12 protein-coding genes are annotated in these 18,641 nt (G+C 60.3%); 4 read left to right on the top strand and 8 right to left on the bottom strand.

All coding sequences use genetic code 11. The features are described from left to right. Nucleotides 1-188 precede the first annotated feature (188 nt). From otsB to QM596_RS19015, 4 genes are all read right to left on the bottom strand, one after another. The gene (otsB, locus tag QM596_RS19000) at nucleotides 189-3,431 is read right to left on the bottom strand and encodes a trehalose-phosphatase (protein WP_283309667.1); all 3,243 of its coding nucleotides are present in this window, start codon (nucleotides 3,429-3,431) and stop codon (nucleotides 189-191) included. A 120-nt stretch (nucleotides 3,432-3,551) separates the two neighbouring features. Continuing rightward, the gene (locus QM596_RS19005; protein ID WP_283309668.1) at nucleotides 3,552-4,436 is read right to left on the bottom strand and encodes a universal stress protein; all 885 of its coding nucleotides are present in this window, start codon (nucleotides 4,434-4,436) and stop codon (nucleotides 3,552-3,554) included. Between the two features lie 83 nt (nucleotides 4,437-4,519). Then, nucleotides 4,520-5,404 carry a 3-oxoacyl-ACP synthase III family protein gene (locus tag QM596_RS19010; RefSeq protein ID WP_019748714.1) on the bottom strand — a complete coding sequence of 295 codons (885 nt, stop codon included), beginning with the start codon at nucleotides 5,402-5,404 and terminating at the stop codon, nucleotides 4,520-4,522. Beyond that, nucleotides 5,388-6,491: a 3-oxoacyl-ACP synthase III family protein gene (locus QM596_RS19015; RefSeq protein WP_020907971.1), complete on the bottom strand. Its 1,104-nt coding sequence runs from the start codon at nucleotides 6,489-6,491 to the stop codon at nucleotides 5,388-5,390. The genes QM596_RS19010 and QM596_RS19015 overlap by 17 nt, the downstream gene beginning before the upstream one ends. Nucleotides 6,492-7,233: 742 nt before the next feature. Between QM596_RS19015 and QM596_RS19025 the strand changes: the two genes are divergently transcribed. Continuing rightward, nucleotides 7,234-8,490, top strand: coding sequence for a serine hydrolase domain-containing protein (locus tag QM596_RS19025; RefSeq protein WP_502943407.1), 1,257 nt, complete (start codon nucleotides 7,234-7,236; stop codon nucleotides 8,488-8,490). Between the two features lie 8 nt (nucleotides 8,491-8,498). On the opposite strand, the gene QM596_RS19030 is transcribed toward QM596_RS19025, so the two are convergent. Further along, nucleotides 8,499-11,168 carry a cation-translocating P-type ATPase gene (locus QM596_RS19030; RefSeq protein WP_051296025.1) on the bottom strand — a complete coding sequence of 890 codons (2,670 nt, stop codon included), beginning with the start codon at nucleotides 11,166-11,168 and terminating at the stop codon, nucleotides 8,499-8,501. A 399-nt stretch (nucleotides 11,169-11,567) separates the two neighbouring features. Here QM596_RS19030 and QM596_RS19035 point away from each other — a divergent pair, with 399 nt between their 5' ends. Both QM596_RS19035 and QM596_RS19040 read left to right on the top strand, forming a co-directional pair. Then, nucleotides 11,568-12,266 (top strand): SPFH domain-containing protein, encoded by a 699-nt coding sequence (locus tag QM596_RS19035; protein WP_081671558.1) that lies wholly within the window; start codon nucleotides 11,568-11,570, stop codon nucleotides 12,264-12,266. 36 nt (nucleotides 12,267-12,302) lie between these two features. After that, on the top strand, nucleotides 12,303-12,887 hold the full coding sequence (locus QM596_RS19040) for an Rv1733c family protein (protein WP_279164137.1): 585 nt from the start codon (nucleotides 12,303-12,305) through the stop codon (nucleotides 12,885-12,887). 54 nt (nucleotides 12,888-12,941) lie between these two features. On the opposite strand, the gene QM596_RS19045 is transcribed toward QM596_RS19040, so the two are convergent. Beyond that, entirely contained in the window at nucleotides 12,942-15,278 is a 2,337-nt protein-coding gene (locus QM596_RS19045; protein ID WP_283309671.1) for a heavy metal translocating P-type ATPase, read from the bottom strand. 164 nt (nucleotides 15,279-15,442) lie between these two features. On the opposite strand from QM596_RS19045, the gene QM596_RS19050 reads away from it, so the two are divergent. Further along, the gene (locus QM596_RS19050; protein ID WP_283309674.1) at nucleotides 15,443-16,930 is read left to right on the top strand and encodes a bifunctional aminoglycoside phosphotransferase/ATP-binding protein; all 1,488 of its coding nucleotides are present in this window, start codon (nucleotides 15,443-15,445) and stop codon (nucleotides 16,928-16,930) included. Here the strand turns inward: QM596_RS19050 and QM596_RS19055 are convergent. Together QM596_RS19055 and QM596_RS19060 are read right to left on the bottom strand one after the other, a co-directional pair. Continuing rightward, nucleotides 16,914-17,933, bottom strand: coding sequence for an Acg family FMN-binding oxidoreductase (locus QM596_RS19055; protein ID WP_020907978.1), 1,020 nt, complete (start codon nucleotides 17,931-17,933; stop codon nucleotides 16,914-16,916). The two genes, QM596_RS19050 and QM596_RS19055, sit on opposite strands and share 17 nt — an antisense overlap. Before the next feature lie 125 nt (nucleotides 17,934-18,058). Next, nucleotides 18,059-18,640 carry a flavodoxin domain-containing protein gene (locus QM596_RS19060; RefSeq protein ID WP_195791376.1) on the bottom strand — a complete coding sequence of 194 codons (582 nt, stop codon included), beginning with the start codon at nucleotides 18,638-18,640 and terminating at the stop codon, nucleotides 18,059-18,061. Nucleotide 18,641: the final 1 nt, after the last annotated feature.

Below are 18,641 nucleotides of genomic sequence, written 5' to 3' on the forward strand. Positions count from 1 at the left end.
TTGATCCGGTCCACAATGACACAGTGGCCGATCCGGTCCACAATGACGCAGTGGCCAATCCAGTCCACAATGACGCAGTGGCAGGTTCCCATCCGTGACGCCCGGCGTGTGCACCACCACCGACCGCCGCGTCGTTTCGACCTTCAACGAGCGAAGCTTCCAGGGGGCGGAATCTACATTCCCGAGGACTAGGTCAGTCGGACAGTCGCGCCCGGCCGGAGTTGTACCACTCGACCACGGCATTCGATCTCGATCGGCGGCTGGTTTCCGATCCCGGCGCTGACGTGCACTTCTCTTCCGTTGATCCGCAGTTGCAGGCGGTGGCCCCGGTAGAAGACGGGAAACTCGAGAACTCCGAGTGGTTTTGGCCAATGCGGGGAAAAGATCAGGCGGTCGCCGCGGGTCTCGAGCCCGGTGAAGCACCTTTGCAGCAAGTCGACGCTTCCCGCCATGGCGGCCAGGTGTATTCCCTCCGCGGTAGTTCCCCCCTGAACATCGGCAATATCGGAACGCAGTGCCAGGTCGAAGAATTCCATCGCCCGCTCGCGGTTGGCCCGAGCCAGCACCCAGGAATGGACGACACCACTGAGCGTCGAACCGTGCGAAGTACGTGCCATGTAATAGTCGATGGTTGCGGGGATGGCGTCACCCGAAAACTCGTAACCCAAACCATCAAGGATGCAACGCAACTCGTCAGCGGACAACAAGTAGAACAACATCACTACGTCGGCCTGCTTGGAAACCCTGTAGCAGTTGACGTCGTCCCCCTCTGCCTCGAGGAGTCGATCGAGGCGTTGTACGTCGCCGTATCGCTGACGATATGCGTCCCAATCCAGTTCGGGAAGGTCTGCGTACCCCTCGAACTGGCTGATGACATCGTCGTGAAACGGGACGAACATCTTGTGGGTAATGTCTCTCCAACGCTCGATCTCCACTGTGGGCAGTTCCAGCTTCTGAGTCAGATCCGACCGGATCTGAAGTGGCACAACTTCCAATGCCTCGAGTGCTCGCAGGATTACCCACACCGACATGACATTGGTATAGGCGTTGTTGTCGATCCCGTCACAGGGAGCATCCGGATATCCGGAGTGGAATTCGTCAGGGCCGATGATGCCCCGGATGACGTACCGTCCGAGCATCTGGTCGAGTGAAGCGAGATCCGCGTAGAACCGAGCGATTTCCACCAGCATTTCGGCCCCGAACTCGATCAGGTATTCCAAATCGCCGGTGACCTGATAGTACTGCCACACGTTGTACGCAATCGCGATGCCGCTGTGATGCTGACGCCGACTCGGATCCGGGTTCCAGCGCCCGGATCTCGGATTGAGATGCAGTTGCTGGCTCTCTTCCCGTCCGTCACTACCCGACTGCCAGGGAAACATCGCTCCTTGATGACCGGTTTCGATCGCAGCCCGACGGGCCTCCCCCAATCGACGGTATCGATACCGGAGCAAGGACCGCGTCAGCGTAGGCAAGCGCAGGTTCAGAGCCGAAAAAACGAACAACTCGTCCCAGAAGATATGGCCACGATAGGCCTCTCCGTGCAATCCGCGAGCCGGCACTCCGGCGTCGCGGTCGGCGGTGTTCGGCGAGACCGTCTGCAGCAAGTGAAGTAGATGAAATCGGATTACACGCAGTGCGTGACCGTGACCTACGAGGTCGATGCCCATGCGATCCCACAGACTTGCCATGGCGAGAACGTGACCGTCGAGCATTACATCGAATCGGTCTAGACGAGACAGCCAGCGCTCGGCTTCGTCTGCGGGCTCGGTCACAGCGGGATCGCGTCCGGTGAACACCGTCACCATCTTCTCGAGAGTCGCCGAGCAACCCGTTGCAAGATGCAGAGATATGTCGTGCCCGATCCGACCCTCTCCTTCTACCAGTCGATACTCAGTCGAAGTCGAATCGCCATCGCTCCACACCGTATGCCGGGCGGCCATCGCCACCGGTATCCGTGAGCGATTGGTTTGCACCACGAGCAGAACCGCGTTCTCGGAAAGCTCTCTGGCCGTCAGCAGTTCGAGGTGTTGAGAGCCGAGTTCACGATAACGCTCCACCAACCTGTTGCGGACCGTACCGTCCAGTTCCGAGCGGATCTCGAGTAGGCCCGCCCAATCTTCAGCCACGATCGTCATCTCGAGCGCACAGGCGTGAGGGAGGTGCATGGCAACACATCTCCGCTGGACGACCGTGGTGGTGTATCCCTCAGTGTCGCGCACCCGGAATCGGCGCGTCAGCATTGCCCGGCGGAGATCGACGTACTGGCGGTACTCGAGCACCTCCACAGCATCGATATCGAACCACGGGCCCCCTTCGATCCGGAATGTCACCGGCAACCAGTTCGGCAGGTTGACGATGCTCTCGTTGTCGACTGTGATTCCCGATACTTCGTCCTGCAGGCGGTTGAAGATCCCCGCAGCGTACGTGCCCGGGTAGTGGATGGCCCCGGCGCGAGACTCCGGAGCACATCCCCTAGTGGCGAATGCTCCATTGCCCAGGGTGCACAGTGCCTCCCTCAACTTCTCTGTGTTCGGGTCGTAGCCTTCGAAGAACACAGTCCAGGGATCGCCGGCAGGTGGCATCGTCTGCGCGCCGCTGCCCAGCAGATCTGCCAGCCATTGCACTAATTTACGGACCTGGACGGGACTGTCTACCGCGAACCGAGCAGCCGACCGCCGGTCGCCGTTCTCGAAGTGGCGCACCACGATCCCGATGCCGCGGTCTTGCAGCGCAACAAAAGCATCCTCGTCGGTGAAGTCATCGCCGATGTAAATCGGCAGCACGTTGTCGGCATCGACGAGGCGATCGAGAATCCAGTCCAGCGTTCGACCTTTGTCCCAGTCGACGTCGGGGCGGAGCTCGGCCACCATCCGTCCGCTGGTGGAACGAAGCCCGGTTCCACCCGCAACCTCCTGAACCATCGCGACAATCTCGGGGCCCCTGAGTGCATCTGCATTGCGATAGTGGACGGAGAGACCAAACCGCTTGCGCTCCAGGATAACCCCTGGAATACCGGTCAAACGATCACGCAGGATGTCCGCCGCGCGCTCGAGATTCTGCACCGAGTCCATGGCCAGCTCATTTCGATAGCGCTGCCCGTCCGGCCCGACGATTTCGAAACCGTGACTACCGGCGTACCAGATCCCGGTCATGCCAACTCGGGTCTCGATGTCCGCCAGATCGCGGCCGGTGATCACGCCGATCGTGCAATGGCGAGCCAGCCTCGCGAGATCTTCCTTCAGTCCGTCGACGAGAGTGGCAGCGGCTGGGTCGTTCACGATGTTCGAGAGGGTACCGTCGAAGTCAAGAAAGACGACAGGTCGCCGCGAACGCAAAAGGGTCGTCAGCTGATCGCGTGATGTGAGAGCTTCCGGTATTTCCGACATTCGGCGGTCGTGACGACGTGGGTGGAGCGCAGGCATAGTCATGGACTCGACTCCAATGATTCATCGATGCCGGCGAGAACCCACTCGTCGCAAATGTCGGACGCGATCGTCCACGAAGTATAGCCGGATTCCTTGATACACAATTTCTTTCGATGCCATCCTCTATTCGTCAACACATTCACCGCCTGGTTGTCGGACCATCAGGAGTGGGCACGGCGTTTTGTGCAGCAAAGCTGCGCCGGTCGAGCCGATGTCCATCCCCGCGAAGCCGCCTCTTCCTCGGGTTCCGACCACAACGAGCTGGGCATCGGCCGCCAGAACCAGGAGATGACGAACAGGCCGGTCCCGAACCAGATTCCGCCGCACCCTGACCTCAGGGAATTGCTTCCACCACCTGGACACACTTTCCGCGAGCACCAACCGGCCTGCCGCCTCCACCGCGGCGCGGACCTCGGTCGCCGAATCATCCTGCAGCGTAGACATATCCTGGTCGAAACAAGCGTGCAGCACTACCAGGGCCGCTCCACGAAGAGCACATTCTTCGAAGGCGAGACCGATGGCCGGATCACTGTTCATCGAGCCGTCGACGCCGACTACGACGGGTCCCGCGACGGGCTCGTCCTTTGACCAACCGTCTATCACTGCCACTGGGCATTTCGCTCGACGTGCTACCGCCGCGCACACCGAACCGACAAACCCTCTGGAGTACTCATCGAGCCCGCGACGACCGAGCACGATCATCGATGCATCCGCGGATCGATCGATGAGCGCTCCCGGAGCATACTGGTGTGACACTTCCCCCTGGACGTCGATCGATCCGGCAACTGTGTCAGCCCTGGCGATCCCAAGGGCCGTAGCAAGCACTCGATCTGCGCGGTCACATAACTCTCGGGCCAGGTACGGACCGTCTGCTGTGTATCGATAGGTCGTGCAGCAAACGAGCAGTAGAGGCAAGCCACGCAGGGTTGCCTCCCGCGTAGCCCACCCCAGAGCGTCCAGCGAGTGCTGAGACCCGTCTATTCCCACAATGATCGGAGATCTCACCATCAGGACCTCCACAACAATTGATATCAGCGTCGAACACCGATACGTCGGTGACCATCGCTTCCTCACCCACACAATTGTTCAGCTCAATCTGACTCCGGTGGCACGTCGTACAGCGCGGCGCCAGCGGTCACGCCCGCCCCTACCGCGACCAGCATCGTTCGGGAGCCGGCAAATCGTCGCGGTTTCTCCCTCGCCAAACCTGCGATCAGCGCAGCGGTGTGGATGTACTCGTCATCCGCCACGATGACCCGTGAGCTCGGTCTCCCCAGCCGTGTCGCGAGCGCTGAACGGAATGCCGGGCGAGCCGGAGCAGCCACTACGAAATCGACGTCGGCCAGAGCGATTTTCGCCTGCCGGAGACATGCGGTGACTGCTTCGTGACCGGCGGCGGCGTAGACGTCATCGAGGGAGTCGGTCTCCCGGAAACGCAGGATGTTTCGATTGTCTGCCTGACCGACAGTTGCCCGGAAGGAATCGCCGCTGTCGAGATCATTGACCCAATGCACCGGGCCGAGCCCATACCGATCCTCGGTCCAGCGGCACAACGCCGCTCCGCCTGCTGCAGAAAACGGAAAGCTCTCGCTGAGCCGGTGCCCCGGGTCTGCATCGCTGGCAACGACGAGAGCCAGTTCGATCACACCAGAGCGAAGGAATCCATCGACGATCTGCAGCGCGGTCAGAACGCCACAGGTGCCATTCGCGATATCGAAGGAGAAGGTCCCGTGTTCGCCGGTATGAGGGTCTTCCGGATGAGCACCGATGTCGTCCTGGATCAGCGCGGCCAGGGCCGGCTCACCAAGGTTTCGGTCGCGGTACAACCCTGCGTTAACGAGCAGATCCAAATCGTCCGGGCTGCGACCGGCCTTTCCGAGGCACGACTGAGCCGCCACTACCGCAAGGTGCAGTGCGCTGTGCCGCCTCAGCCATCCAGCCCGAGTGACGTTCACCTGCTCAATGATCGTTCCCATAGCACGCCACCAGTTCTTCGTCGATTTCCACCAGCACTACCCCGATCTCCAGCCCGGAAGCCAAGGAGATCAATGCCACTGTCTCTCCCGGTTTGATCCGGCCGGCTTCGAGTTCTTCGACCAACGCCACGGTGTGGGTTGTCGAGGCCGTGTTCCCGTATCGATCGACGGTGATGACCGCGTCATGGCGCGGACTGTCGCCGAACGACAGCGCCATCTCAGCCATGCCCTTCTTGATTGCCCGCGCCGAAGTTTGATGGGTGATCACATGGTCGATGTCATGGATCGACAGTCCGAGAGTGTCGAGTACCTCGTGCAGGAGTAACGGGGTATCGGCGATGGCGGCCTTCTGAATGGCTCGCGAATTGGTGAACATGCGAGCACCCGGCTCGCTGCCCTTCGGGTAAGCGAGACACAACCGGCTGTAGTCCGCGACCGTTGTAAACCCGGCGACGCGGATCCCGGCTGCACCGACGGGCGCCCGTTCGAGTACAAGTGCGGCGCCGGCATCGCCCAAGGTCAAGGAAGCCAATTCTCTGCTCAATATGTTGTGAATATGCTTGGCAGCATTGTGACCGAGCTGGGAAATATACTCACCGCTGACAACCAGCGCCCGCTCGATCAAGCCCAGGCGGATCCAATTGTTGGCCACCATCACCCCAGTGAGCATCCCAGCGCAAGCATTCGAAAGGTCGAAACTCATAGCCCGGTCTGCACCGAGGGTGCGCGCGACGGCACTACTCATCGTCGGTTCGAGCCATTGAGTCATGCCGCCCCGAAACTTGGTGATACTGCAGCTGATCACCACATCTATCGACTCGGCGGCACAACTCGACCGACGCAAGGCATCCCGCGCGGCTGCTGTTGCGAGAGTGTAGGAATCCTCATCGCCCACGCTGACCCGACGCTCGTGGATCCCAGTCAGTCGTTCGAGGTCGATACCAGTGTCATGGCGTGTTGTCGCCATCAAGTCCTCAGTCGTGAGTCTTGTGACGGGAAGATGCCGACCTGCCCCCGCCACCCGCGTTCGATACGGCACTCGTCGGTCATTACTTTCCGAATCCGTCAACAGCCAGTGTTTGACCATGTCACTTGATACCTCACGCGGGATTGGATCTGGAGCTAGTGCATCGGCATCATCTGCATGAGCGGAAGTATGCCCATACCGTGGAGACACATCATGAACATGTGAAACATTTGCATGGCATCCATGGCTGTCACCTCCTTCTTTGCTCGTACCGAATCCCTCAGGGGGATCGGTCTGTTCGCAGAATCGTCAATCGGCTTCGATACTCGTTCTCATCAATTTCCCCACGCGCGAATCGCTCGGCAAGAAGTTGTTCTGCGCTGTGTTGCGGCGGCGGAAAACTTGCCGGCGGACTGCTACCGGACGGCCGACTCGCCGACTCCGGTGGTCCGTGTCCGGCATAGCGAACAAGCAGAAAGATCCCCAAGATCAGCAGACCCCAGAACAGGGCCATAACTACGAACATCAGGAGGTAACCCCAACTCCAACCGCTCGAATAATGGTCGTACATCACAGCGAGGCCTCCAACGTCTCCATGCGTGTCGTCCGCACTCCCTCCAGCGGAGAACTCACGCTTCCTCCCTCATGGTGCGCCCTTTCACAACGCACACACAGGGTCTTTCGGCTCGAATCCACAGGTGCGGCCAAGGCTCCGCATCCTGCCGCACGTCCTTCTTTCGAGAGCACTTCGGCACCATTTGTCACAAGAGACCCAGCCGAGGAATCCTCCCGATCCACGAGGCGTTTCAGAGAAGTAACGAGGTGGTAATCAGCGACCGCCGACTGAAGAGAAGTGGACGTCATGACGAACCTCCCCGAGTTCGAGGAGCGACTCCCGACTGCCGATACATCCAGGCTCCCTCGCGATGTCTCAGCAGAGTCCCCGGTTCGGTCCACTCCACGCGTCATGCTCGTCGATCCACGGTTCGGTCAGCTGGCCGCACAGTTCTTTCGCCTCTTCGAGCGCCCCTCCAGCGGCGGCGGCGCACTGGCGGTATATCTGGGAGGGGAACCTGTCGTCGATATCTGGTCCGGGTGGTCGACCCGAGATACCCGCTGGCAACCTGACACCGTGTCCGTGTCTTTCTCCACCGGAAAAGGCGTCGCCAGTACGGTCTTGCACCGTCTTGTCGAACGCGGGCTGATCGATTACGACACACCCGTCGCAGAGTATTGGCCCGAATTCGCAAGCGCCGGTAAGGACACCGTGACCGTACGGCAGCTGTTGACCCACCGGGCTGGGCTACATCGTGTACGAGGGCTGGTTCCCGGCCGATTGGCGATGCTCGATCACGACAGCATCGCCGATGCCCTTGCTTCGGCCACTCCGGACCACCGCCGCCTGGGCGCACCCGGATACCACGCAGTCACATTCGGATCTCTCGTCGCCGAACTCACAACTCGCGCCACCGGCTCATCATTTACAGACCTCGTCCGCACCGAGATCGCGGAACCTCTTGGTATTCCAGAATTCTGGTTCCAGGTCCCCGAAGACGAACGGCATCGGATCGCGAGGTTGTTCCCCCACATCAATCAGTTCAAAATGCCGTGGGATACCGCTTCGTTCGCTTTGGCCCGGATACCGGCGCTCAGAAATATCGCGGATGCCGGCATGCCGGCAGGTTTCGACGAACTCGTCCGCAATCCCGCGATCCATGACTACGTGATGCCCGGCTGGAACGGCGTGTTCAGCGCGCGTGCCCTTGCTCGTATGTATGCAGCACTTGCCAACGAGGGAATTGTGGGTGGAATCAGGTTTCTGAGCGAAGACACCCTGGAACAGATCAGCGAAGTGCAGACCACTGCGCGCGATTACGTACTCGGAATCCACATGAACTGGAGACTCGGCTATCATTCGGCGTTCGTCACCAGCCGCACTCGGTCGCTGCAGGCCTTCGGGCACTACGGCCTCGGTGGATCAGGCGCGTTCGCCGATCCCGAAACTCGTTTGTCCGTCGCTTTCGTCACGAACAGAATGGGCGGCCCCCTAACTCCGTTCGCCGACCTCAGGCTGGCTGGATTGGGCGCCAAAGCGGAAGCCATCGCCCGCACGTGGTAGGCCGCCGATCAGCGACGTCGCGTCCACCGCCAGAATTCGTCGCATCCCCACACCAATACCGGCAAGGGCAGTAACCACAGAACTTGATACCACGTGGGCGAGACTGTGCCGAATAGGCGCTGCGCCGTCGGAACCGTCACCACAACAGCGGCAAAGACAACCTCGAACGCAATCCCCCAGAGCAACAAACGGTTCGAGAACAGCCCGATCTCCCGCAAGGACGCTCGCTCAGTGCGAGAAGCGACGGCGGTACCGATCTGACACGAAACGATCCCGAGGAAACTCATTGTCGTCGCCAGCTTCCAGGTGTGCTCGAGTGCACCTGACGACACGTCAGCCCCGAATGTCCAGCCTCCGGACACGAGAGTTGTCATGAACAACACCATGACTGCTGCAGCCGACACGCCCCCCAGGACGCCCCACGATCGGACCAGCATCGCCTTGTCCACGACGTTTTGTGAAGCCTTTCGCGGCGCCCGATCCATCAAACCAGGCTCCTCCCGTTCCCGACCGAGAGCCAACGCCGGCAATGTCTCGGTACCCAAATCGATTGCCAGTATTTGCATTACGGTCAATGGAAGTGGAATCTGACCACCGGAGAGCGCATAGACGAGAAAGGGCACCACTTCCGGTGTCGCGTGAGCGAAAATGTAGACGATGAATTTTCGGACATTGTCGTAGACCCTGCGCCCAGCTTGGACCGCGTCGACGATCGTGGCGAAATTGTCGTCGGTGAGAACCATCGTCGCAGCCTCCCGAGCGACGTCGGTGCCCGAGCGCCCCATCGCCACTCCGATGTCCGACCGTCGCAGAGCTGGAGCATCATTGACACCGTCGCCGGTCATCGCGACCACATAGCCACCGGCGCGTAGTGCATCCGTGATCCGAAGCTTCTCTTCAGGTGAACTACGAGCGAAGATGATCTCGTTGTCGGTGTAAAGGAGCCTGTCGAGATCCTTCTCCGACATACCTTCGAGTTCATATCCGGTTACTACTTGTAAGCCCGCATTGCCGATTCCCACACTCTCCGCGATTCCGCGTGCAGTGAGTCCGTGATCGCCCGTCACCACGATGATGCGTATTCCGGCCGTATGACATTTTGCCACCGCCGCACGGACTTCTGGTCGCGGAGGATCGATCATCGCCACGATCCCCAGCAATGTCATGTCGCGCTCGATATCTCGACGACAGAGTTGTTCAACCTCCTCGGCGGTGGCCGATCGTTCTGCCACGGCGATCAGTCGCAATCCTTCACGTGCCCACCTGTGGACCACCGCTGCCACTTCCGAGCGCTCCGAGGACTCGAGACCATGCTCGGACGCCCCAGAGCCGACGCTGCGGACGCACAAAGACAGAATCTCTTCCGGCGCCCCCTTCGCCTGGATCCTAAATCGATCACCGACTCGGTCTACCGTCGACATCCTACGAAGCTCGGGATCGAACGGAAAAATAGTGTGATGTGCTTGGACGGCCGCGTTTCGCGGCTCCCCGATGTGTTCCGCCGCCCTCAACAATGCCACCTCGGTGGGATCCCCCGAGTCGCACTCGTCGCCGTCCCCTGACCCCTCCCTGAGCTCTGCAGTGCAACAGGATGTGATCGCGTGTGCCAGACGACGCGGCACGGTCCCCTCGGGCCACGGATCGGTGGCCGCATCGTCTGCATCGAAGGTCAGAACGTCGCTCGGCATCCATATCCTGGTTACTCGCATGCGGTTCTGTGTCAGCGTCCCGGTCTTGTCCGTACAGATCACGCTGGTGGAACCGAGCGTTTCCACTGCCGAGATCCTTTTGACCAACGCACCTCGTTTAGCAAGGGTGCGTACTCCGACTGCCAGCGCCAACGTGATGATCGGAAGGAGCCCTTCGGGAACGTTGGCAACCAGGAGTCCGATTGCGAAGTTGATCGAATCTCCCCAGGACAGTCCCGCGATCAGGCTACCGAGGGGGATGAATGCCGCGCCCATCACCACCGCTACACAGGCGATCAGCCAGGCAACCTTCTTCACTTGTTTCTCGAGTGGACTCTCGTCACGACCCCCGCGCTGGGAAAGGGCAGCAATCCGTCCGATCTCGGTACGCATACCAGTGGCGAAGACCAATCCCATGGCTTTGCCGCCGAGCACATCCGTTCCACTGAAGGCGATGTCTCGGGCCGAAACCAAAGCTCCTGCGTTACTTGTCGAATCCGCAGAAACAGTGACCGGAACCGACTCTCCGGTCAGTGTGGACAGATCTACCTGCACCGAGCCCGATATCAGTCGCGCGTCCGCCGATACCCGGCCGCCTTCGTCGAGAACGATCACATCACCTGGAACCAAGGTCCGTGCATCCACCACTTGCTCGGCGCGGTCACGGACCACCATCGCCGTTGCCGGGAGAAATGCAGAGAGCGCCTCCACCGCTTGTTCGGCATGTAACTCCTGAACGAACGCGAACACCGCATTGACGAGAATCACCAGAACGATTGCCACGGCCAGCGGAGAGGCTCCACTGACAACAGCAAGTCCAGCGGCAACCCACAACAGCAACGCGAGGGGATGAGTCAACTGCCGGAGTATCTCGCCAGGCCACTCACGCCCAGGCCGACGCTGCAGTTCGTTGGAACCGTGAACGAGTGACCGACGTTCGGCCTCTCTGGCCGAGAGACCTTGCCGATCTGACCTGAGATCTCGAAACATTCGTTCCAAGGATTCACGCGGATTCACCGCATCTGATTCCGAATCAGCGACCGCTTCGGACACACGCACACCTCCTCGCGAACCAAGAACCAAGTTCAACTGCTTCGTTCGAGGTTTCACCGTCCGAGAACGCGATACCAGGGCACTCGGTAGTCAACTCGGGCCGTATGACCTCACTGATCGAAACAGTGTCCGTCTGCCGTGCAACTAGTGACCTTCGGCCATGGATGCAATCGACACCGCGACGCAAAGCTGGACGAAGACCGGACATGCCTGCAGGTCCGCCCGCCAACACGACGGTGCTCGTCTGGCACCCTGCCCCGCACCGAATCGAGAATCACCGTGAGCGCCACCATCGTCGTCGTCGTGGTTGCGACAATCCTGTTCCTGATTTTCGCAATGGCAATACGAATCGTCACACAGTACGAGCGCGGTGTTCATTTCCGGTTGGGGCGGATCATCGCGGTACGCAATCCCGGTCTGACACTCATCTTTCCCGCGGTCGACCGGATGACCAAGGTCTCGATGCGTATCGTCACGATGCCGATCCAGTCGCAGGGAATTATCACCCGCGACAACGTCAGCGTCGATATCGCGGCCGTCGCATATTTTCGCGTCATCGACGCGGAGAAATCCGTGGTGACCATCGAGAGCGTCAACTCTGCCATCGACCAGATCGCGCAAACCACTCTCCGAAACGTGGTAGGTCAGCATTCCCTCGACGAGGTTCTGTCGGAAACGGCCGTGATCAACACCAGCATCCGTCAGATACTCGATACCACGACACTCGACTGGGGTGTCGAGGTAACGCTGGTAGAGCTCAAGGACATTCAGCTTCCGGAAAGTATGAAGCGAGCCATGGCGCGTGAAGCAGAGGCCGAACGAGAGAAGCGGGCAAAGATCATCGCAGAGCTCGGCGTCGAGAAAAACACCACCGTGGTCTTCCCCGCACCCCTGATGAGCGCAATCGGCGAACTCGGTTCGTTTCTTCATCGGGAAAACGCATCTGCGGAGGATCTCTCCAGTCATGGTGCGAAGGAAAACGCCATGAAAGAGACAACTTTCAACGCAAGCGCCCTCAGCGCCAGCCGACCGTGATGCCTCCACTCCAGACCGGTCCAGGAGGCCCGCACCATGCGTAAAGATCTGATTCACACGACGGCACGGCCCAGTCGCTGGTGGAACCAAGCTCCCTGGTCTTCGAACCGACTCATGCGTCCGTCGGATCGAACCTGGTCCTCCTTGGTCATCGCCGCAGTCGCAATCGGGACTCTTGCAATACCTGTCGCAGCAGCAGTCGGCACGTCCGTCTACGCGTCCGGCAGAGCGAGAATCGAACAGCAACAGCACGTCGACAGCCAGTGGAGTGGCACGGTGAGTCCCGACCCGGTTCCCGGGACGAAAGACATGGGAGCCGCGCGCAAGGTCGTGGCATGGACCATGAACGGAACTGCACGCACCGAACCATTGGTTGCTCACTTCAGCGCACGTCCTGGTAACACGATCGCCGTGTGGACGAATGCAACAGGCGATCAGGTTCCGCCTCCCCCTCAGACGTCGAGCACGGCTGTCGACGGAATCGCTGCTGCGATCACGTTGTATTGTGCGAGCGTTCTTGCTGTGCACGGAATACTCACTGCCGCAAGAACACTGATCAGTTGGCGCAATGGTCGCACCTGGGATGCAGAGTGGTCGGGGGCCTTCCCACCACACGCATGACGTAACAAAAGTCCAAGTGGATTCATCTGCGACTGGATTCATCTGCGACGCAGATCAACTGCTACCCCCTTCCCTCTCCGATCGATCTGCGAGGACGAAATAGCTCTCCTCTTCCTGTCGGAAATGCAACTTCAGCACCGCATAGAGACCGTAGAGACACGCGAGAAGGTCTCCGACCTGAGCATCGTCCACCGCTCCCAGCGTGTCCGCGGCCCTGACATGATTCTCGACCCGTCGGCAGAGTCTCTCGATCTCTGAGTGAGCGTCGGCCACCGCCGAGATGGAATCCGCACCACCCAACGAACGCTCTAGTGCTGGATACAGTTTCGCCCCCTCGGCCCGCTCGTGCGGAAGAACTACCTCCTGGAGAAACCGATTGGTCTGATGAAGTCGCCGCATTGCCAACACACGGTCGTCACCCGAGAGAGCATCCGCAGCGACACGAATCAAATCGAGATCTGCGCGCATACGACGATGCTCCGTGGAGAATCCGCGAAGCATCCGCTCCAACTCAGGTTCGAGCTTCGGCACACTCGACCGTCCGTGCCCAAGCGCACGTAACGCGTTCAGTATCACTGCAACATCTATCACCTCCTGACACAAGGCACCCACCGCCGGAGCCAGCAATCCGAACGCTGCAAAAGCCATCGCGACCACAGAAAGCCCGGTACCGACAGTGGCACTCTGCACAGCAATTCGACGAGATCGCCGAGCAATATCCATTGCATCGGCTACCCGAGACAACCGGTCGGTCGTCAGGACGATGTCAGCCGCTTCGGACGATGCCGTCGCACCTCGTGCACCCATGGCAATACCGACCGATGCTGCGGCCAGCGCCGGCGCGTCGTTTATTCCGTCTCCCACCATGACGGTCACCGCGCGCTCGGATTCTTCGCGTACTCGCACGACCTTGTCGGCAGGTTCCTGGTCCGCATGAACCGCGTCCAGTCCGAGGACACATCCGACCTCGACTGCAGGTTCCGGACGGTCGCCAGTCAGCATCACGATCTTGCCGATACCGGCCGATCGCAAGCGCCGTATCGTCCAAGGTGCGTCGTTGCGAATCGGATCGATCAGCAGTAGTGCCCCGCTGAGTTGATCGTCGATCCGCACCCACACCACGACCGCTCCGTCGAGCCTCGCGCGATTCTCCACTGATGCGGCCCAGCCGGGGCGGTCGATCGTACCGGTGATTCTGCCGACTTCGACGACATGACCGTCGACCGTTGCGGTCACTCCATACCCTGGCCGTTCGGTCACCGATTCGGGTGTACTGAGCGACAAACCCTGCGCTCGCGCACTTCGAACGATGGACTCCGCCAAGATATGTGAGGACACTTGGTCTGCGGATGCAGCCAGGCGGAGAATTGAAGAGCTGTCGACATCCTCTCCGCAGACGATATCCGATTGTGTGGGTTTCCCTGTGGTCAAAGTCCCCGTCTTGTCGATAACGAGAGTCTTGACATTTCCGAGCCTCTCCAGTGCACCGCCGGACCTGACGATCACACCGATCCGCGATGCCCGTGAGAGACCGGAAACGATAGCAACGGGTGCAGCCAGCAAAAGCGGACACGGGGTCGCGACGACTAGTACGGCAACTGCACGTGTGGCAGAGCCACTCGACATCCACGCAAAGCCACTCACGAGCAGTGTCACGGGTATGAACCACGCCGCCACGCGGTCGGCCACACGCACGATCGGCGCGCTGTCGGCGGCCGCTTCCTGGGCAAGCGAAACCACCGCCGCGTACGTGCTCGATCTCGCCGTCCGACTCGACTCGATTCGACAACCACCACCCGCATTCACCACACCACTGCGAACCGGGTCGCCGATCGAGCGCTCCACCACTTTCGATTCACCCGTCAGAGCGGATTCGTCGAAGACTGCCGGTTCGCCGACAATCCATCCGTCCGTGGGTACGACGTCCCCGGAGCTGAGGAAGATTCTGTCGCCTGGCTCGATCTCGTCGACTGCCACCGTCCGAAGTTGGCCGCACTCTTCGCGTTGCGCGGTCCTCGGAACATGTTCACGAAGGGAACGAAGATCTCGCGCCGCTCGACGATTGGCCGCCGCATCGAGGGTTCGCCCGGTCGCCAGCATGACTGCAATCAACGCACCGGCCAGATACTCCCCTACCCAAATCGTTCCGAGCAGCGACAGAACTGCAATGACATCGACGCCCGCCCGTCCCCTGCGCAACCCGTCGACAACCCACCAACCTGCCGGCAGCAACGCCGCAATTGTCCCCAAGGCCCACATCCCGTCGGCAACGGCGCGCTGATCGAGCGACCAGGCGAGAACGCCACCGGCGAGCGCAGACACAGTCACGATCAGGAGAAGGGACTCGGCTTTCGTTGTCAAGCGCTGGAACAGGTCTCGGATCAGCGACATGATTCCAGCGTCGTCATTGCCGCGCCGTGACCACTAGTGCCGTAATGCCCGACTATGACACCGCAATGCCCCGCGACGACTGACCGCTGTTTCGTCCAGACTTGAAGGATCGAGGGAATGGAGCGTCTCCGCGTGGGAACCGCTGCAGTACGAGGGGAGATCAGATGAGCATTCATGCTTCGTATCTCGACGTAAAGGAAACGACTACCGGGGTCGTCGTACTTGTAGGTGACCGCGCGTACAAGATCAAAAAGGCCATCTCCACGCCATTCCTCGACTTCAGCGAACCTTCACGACGAGAGGACGCTCTGCAACGTGAACTCACGTTGAACCAAAGGATCTGCGAGGGTGTCTACCGCGGAGTGTCACACGTGGTCGACCCGGTCGACCAGTCGAGCGAGCCGATTCTGGTGATGGTGCGTATGCCCGATGAGCGAAGACTGTCCGCATTGGCTGCGACGAATCAGGATGTCGCACACGCATTGGACGAGATCGCAGCGGCAGTGTCGGACTTTCACAGGCGAGCAGCCAGGAGCGTGCGAATATCCGAACAAGGAACATCAACAGGCGTCGGACACCGATGGGTATCGAATCTTGCCGAATTGCGCCAATTGTGTTCGGGTCTCCTCCCGCCCTGCCGACTCGATCACCTCGAGTCGATGTCTACGAGATACCTGTGTGGGCGTCGGTCCCTGTTCGATTCGAGAATCGCCGAAGGTTGCATCGTGGACGGCCACGGAGACCTTCTCGCGGACGACATTTTCGTACTGCCCGACGGACCCAAGATTCTCGACTGCCTCGACTTCGACGACCAACTCAGATTTGTCGATATTCTCGACGACAGCTGTTTCCTCGCCATGGACCTGGAGTTCCTCGGCTATGAGGATCTTGCGAGCGAGTTCCTTGCCTCGATCGTCACGAAATCGAATGACCAGCCGCCGATTTCGTTGATCGACCATTACATCGCCTATCGCGCCACGGTTCGTGCCAAGGTCGACGCTCTGCGTCTGCAGCAAGGCGATTCGAATAGTCAGGCCGCGCTCGAACGGCACCTTGACCTTGCCGAGAACCACCTGTGCAACGGCGAAGTTCGACTATGCCTGGTGGGCGGCTTTCCGGGAACTGGTAAAACGACATTATCCCTCGCTCTTGCCGCACACACCGGCGCTACAGTCATCTCCAGCGACCGCGTGCGGCGCGAACTCGTCGATGCCGGCGCACTCCGCGGCTCCGCCGACGCCTATCAATCGGGACTGTATTCGCCCGACTCGGTTCACACCGTCTACAGCGAAATGCTCGATCGTGCCCACGATCATCTCTCGATGGGTGAGTCGGTCGTACTCGATGCAACATGGGCTCGGTCTCGACACCGCAGGGAAGCCGAACTGTTATGCACCTCAACAGCGTCGACGTTGATCAGCCTGTCGACCAGCACACCGCTACCTGTCGCCGCTCAACGAATAGCAACGCGCACGAATACGCTTTCCGACGCCACGACGGCTACTGCAGCCGCCATCGCGCAAGGCCACGACCCTTGGCCCGAATCGACCGCGATCGATACCGACACATCCATCGACGTCAGCGCCGAGTCGGCCGTAGATGTCTGGCGCCGGTCAGTGAGTGTGGGTAAAGGTGTCAACTCGACACGGTGAGCACCTCTTCGAGTGGACGACGGCCTGTGCCCCCTGGTCGATGTTCCTCGATACGTGTTTCGCTCCCTGCGGCATCGATCACCGCGTCGGACGGTTCTCTCTCCAACCCGACACGAATCATCACCTGTGGATTCTGAAGTGTCTCGCCGGATCTCGAAGCAACATCTCGAACGATTTCCCGACTTGATTCCACTTCGGTCAAATGTGTCAGAGGGCAGGTTGCCAGGTGCGACGCGGTGGCATGTAACAGCAGCGAGGACATCGCCTGACCTACGTTCAGCCAGTCGATCGGCGTGTCCGAAACCGTACTGAGCAGTATCAATGCTGCATCGTCCCTCACTCCATGCCCGATCCTCAGTTGGCCCGAAGGAAACGCTCGTGCAGACGCAGACTCGTGAATCGACAATGCATCCGGCAACGCACTGCGCGGAACACCGTCTGCGGTCGGAGCCGAGCGTATCCAACTCTCCAACTCGTTCCAGTACGCCGGATCGCTCTGATGCTCCTCCGCGGCCAGTGTGGCCGCTCGGGCGAGCATGTCCCCGAACTGCGGTGACAAACTGATCGCCGACGCCCCGAACACCGAGGCGTGCCGCGCAAGGCCGACCAGCGACCCGGCGGGAGGTGCATCGAACGGCCGTCGGTCGGAGCGGCGGCGTTCCAACGATGCGAAGAGGCCCGCGTCGGCACTCATCGCGCGAGCTCGCCCTCTGAAGGTGATCACCGCGAGCAGGTCCGGTTGCCCACGGTCGGGAAACGTCGCGACAATTGGCTCGATCAGGTTGTGTTCCAATGTAACTCGCAAATGATGCAAGGCGGCGCCACAGCTGATGATCAGTTGCCTGCCGGCAGGATCCTCCACCGGGATCGAGCGCAGGCGATCGACGCGGAGTTCAAGTTCACCGCGCCGCAGTCGCCACGCCCACGGTTGGACGTTGTGAACAGACGGCGCCGCGCAGGCCCAACGGACAGCGTTGCTGATCGTCTCGGAATCCGCGCTCACGTAGCGCACCATGGTTAGATCACTCTCGTCGAAGTCGTCTGCTGTCGGACGAGCGGCAAACGTCTCTGTTGATCGTGCCCCTCGTCCCGCACTGTTCGCTACGGCCCTTTGTCAATCAACTTGTGTCAATCATCGAACTCTCGTGAGGCATCCTCGGTTCGTGCGGCGTACTTGAATCCACCGCCACGGAGTTGTTCCGTGATCTTGTCCGCCCACGCATCGATGTCGGCCCAGTCTCGAGCATCCGAGTATCGACCGCCCATGATCTTGAAGACAATGCGCCCGACCAGCGGCCAGTCTCCACGTGTCAACGCACCAGCGAACCGGCGATGGTCTCGCAAGTCCGCGGATTTGCGAAGTTTTGTCACCGTCCTCGGTTCAGACGCCGACTTTCTGATTCGACGAGTCAGTCGCGTAGACAGAAGCGTCGATGTCTCGCCCCATGTCGCAACCGAGAAGGCCCACACCGGTTGAGTCTTCACTGCCACCCTCCGTCGATCGACAACGACTGCGGCGGAGGGCAACCAATCCATGTCGTGAATGGCGCTTCCCAAGATCACAGCGTCGAACCATTCGTGCCCTGGGCTCTCGACCGCAGGAAACATCGTCACGTCGAATCCTGCAGCACCACACCGTTCCGCGATCCTTCCGGATACACCTCGCGTCGATCCTTTGGCACTCGCGTACGCGATCAGAATCTTGGTCATC

It is taken from the genome of Rhodococcus sp. IEGM 1406 (assembly GCF_030056745.1).
In the GTDB taxonomy this organism is placed as follows: domain Bacteria; phylum Actinomycetota; class Actinomycetes; order Mycobacteriales; family Mycobacteriaceae; genus Rhodococcus_F; species Rhodococcus_F erythropolis.

Coding starts and splice junctions, on each gene's coding strand:
- otsB (WP_283309667.1), bottom strand. CDS start 3,431: ATGACTATGCCTGCGCTCCACCCACGTCGTCACGACCGCCGAATGTCG.
- QM596_RS19005 (WP_283309668.1), bottom strand. CDS start 4,436: ATGGTGAGATCTCCGATCATTGTGGGAATAGACGGGTCTCAGCACTCG.
- QM596_RS19010 (WP_019748714.1), bottom strand. CDS start 5,404: ATGGGAACGATCATTGAGCAGGTGAACGTCACTCGGGCTGGATGGCTG.
- QM596_RS19015 (WP_020907971.1), bottom strand. CDS start 6,491: ATGGTCAAACACTGGCTGTTGACGGATTCGGAAAGTAATGACCGACGA.
- QM596_RS19025 (WP_502943407.1), top strand. CDS start 7,234: ATGACGAACCTCCCCGAGTTCGAGGAGCGACTCCCGACTGCCGATACA.
- QM596_RS19030 (WP_051296025.1), bottom strand. CDS start 11,168: ATGTTTCGAGATCTCAGGTCAGATCGGCAAGGTCTCTCGGCCAGAGAG.
- QM596_RS19035 (WP_081671558.1), top strand. CDS start 11,568: ATGGCAATACGAATCGTCACACAGTACGAGCGCGGTGTTCATTTCCGG.
- QM596_RS19040 (WP_279164137.1), top strand. CDS start 12,303: ATGCGTAAAGATCTGATTCACACGACGGCACGGCCCAGTCGCTGGTGG.
- QM596_RS19045 (WP_283309671.1), bottom strand. CDS start 15,278: ATGTCGCTGATCCGAGACCTGTTCCAGCGCTTGACAACGAAAGCCGAG.
- QM596_RS19050 (WP_283309674.1), top strand. CDS start 15,443: ATGAGCATTCATGCTTCGTATCTCGACGTAAAGGAAACGACTACCGGG.
- QM596_RS19060 (WP_195791376.1), bottom strand. CDS start 18,640: ATGACCAAGATTCTGATCGCGTACGCGAGTGCCAAAGGATCGACGCGA.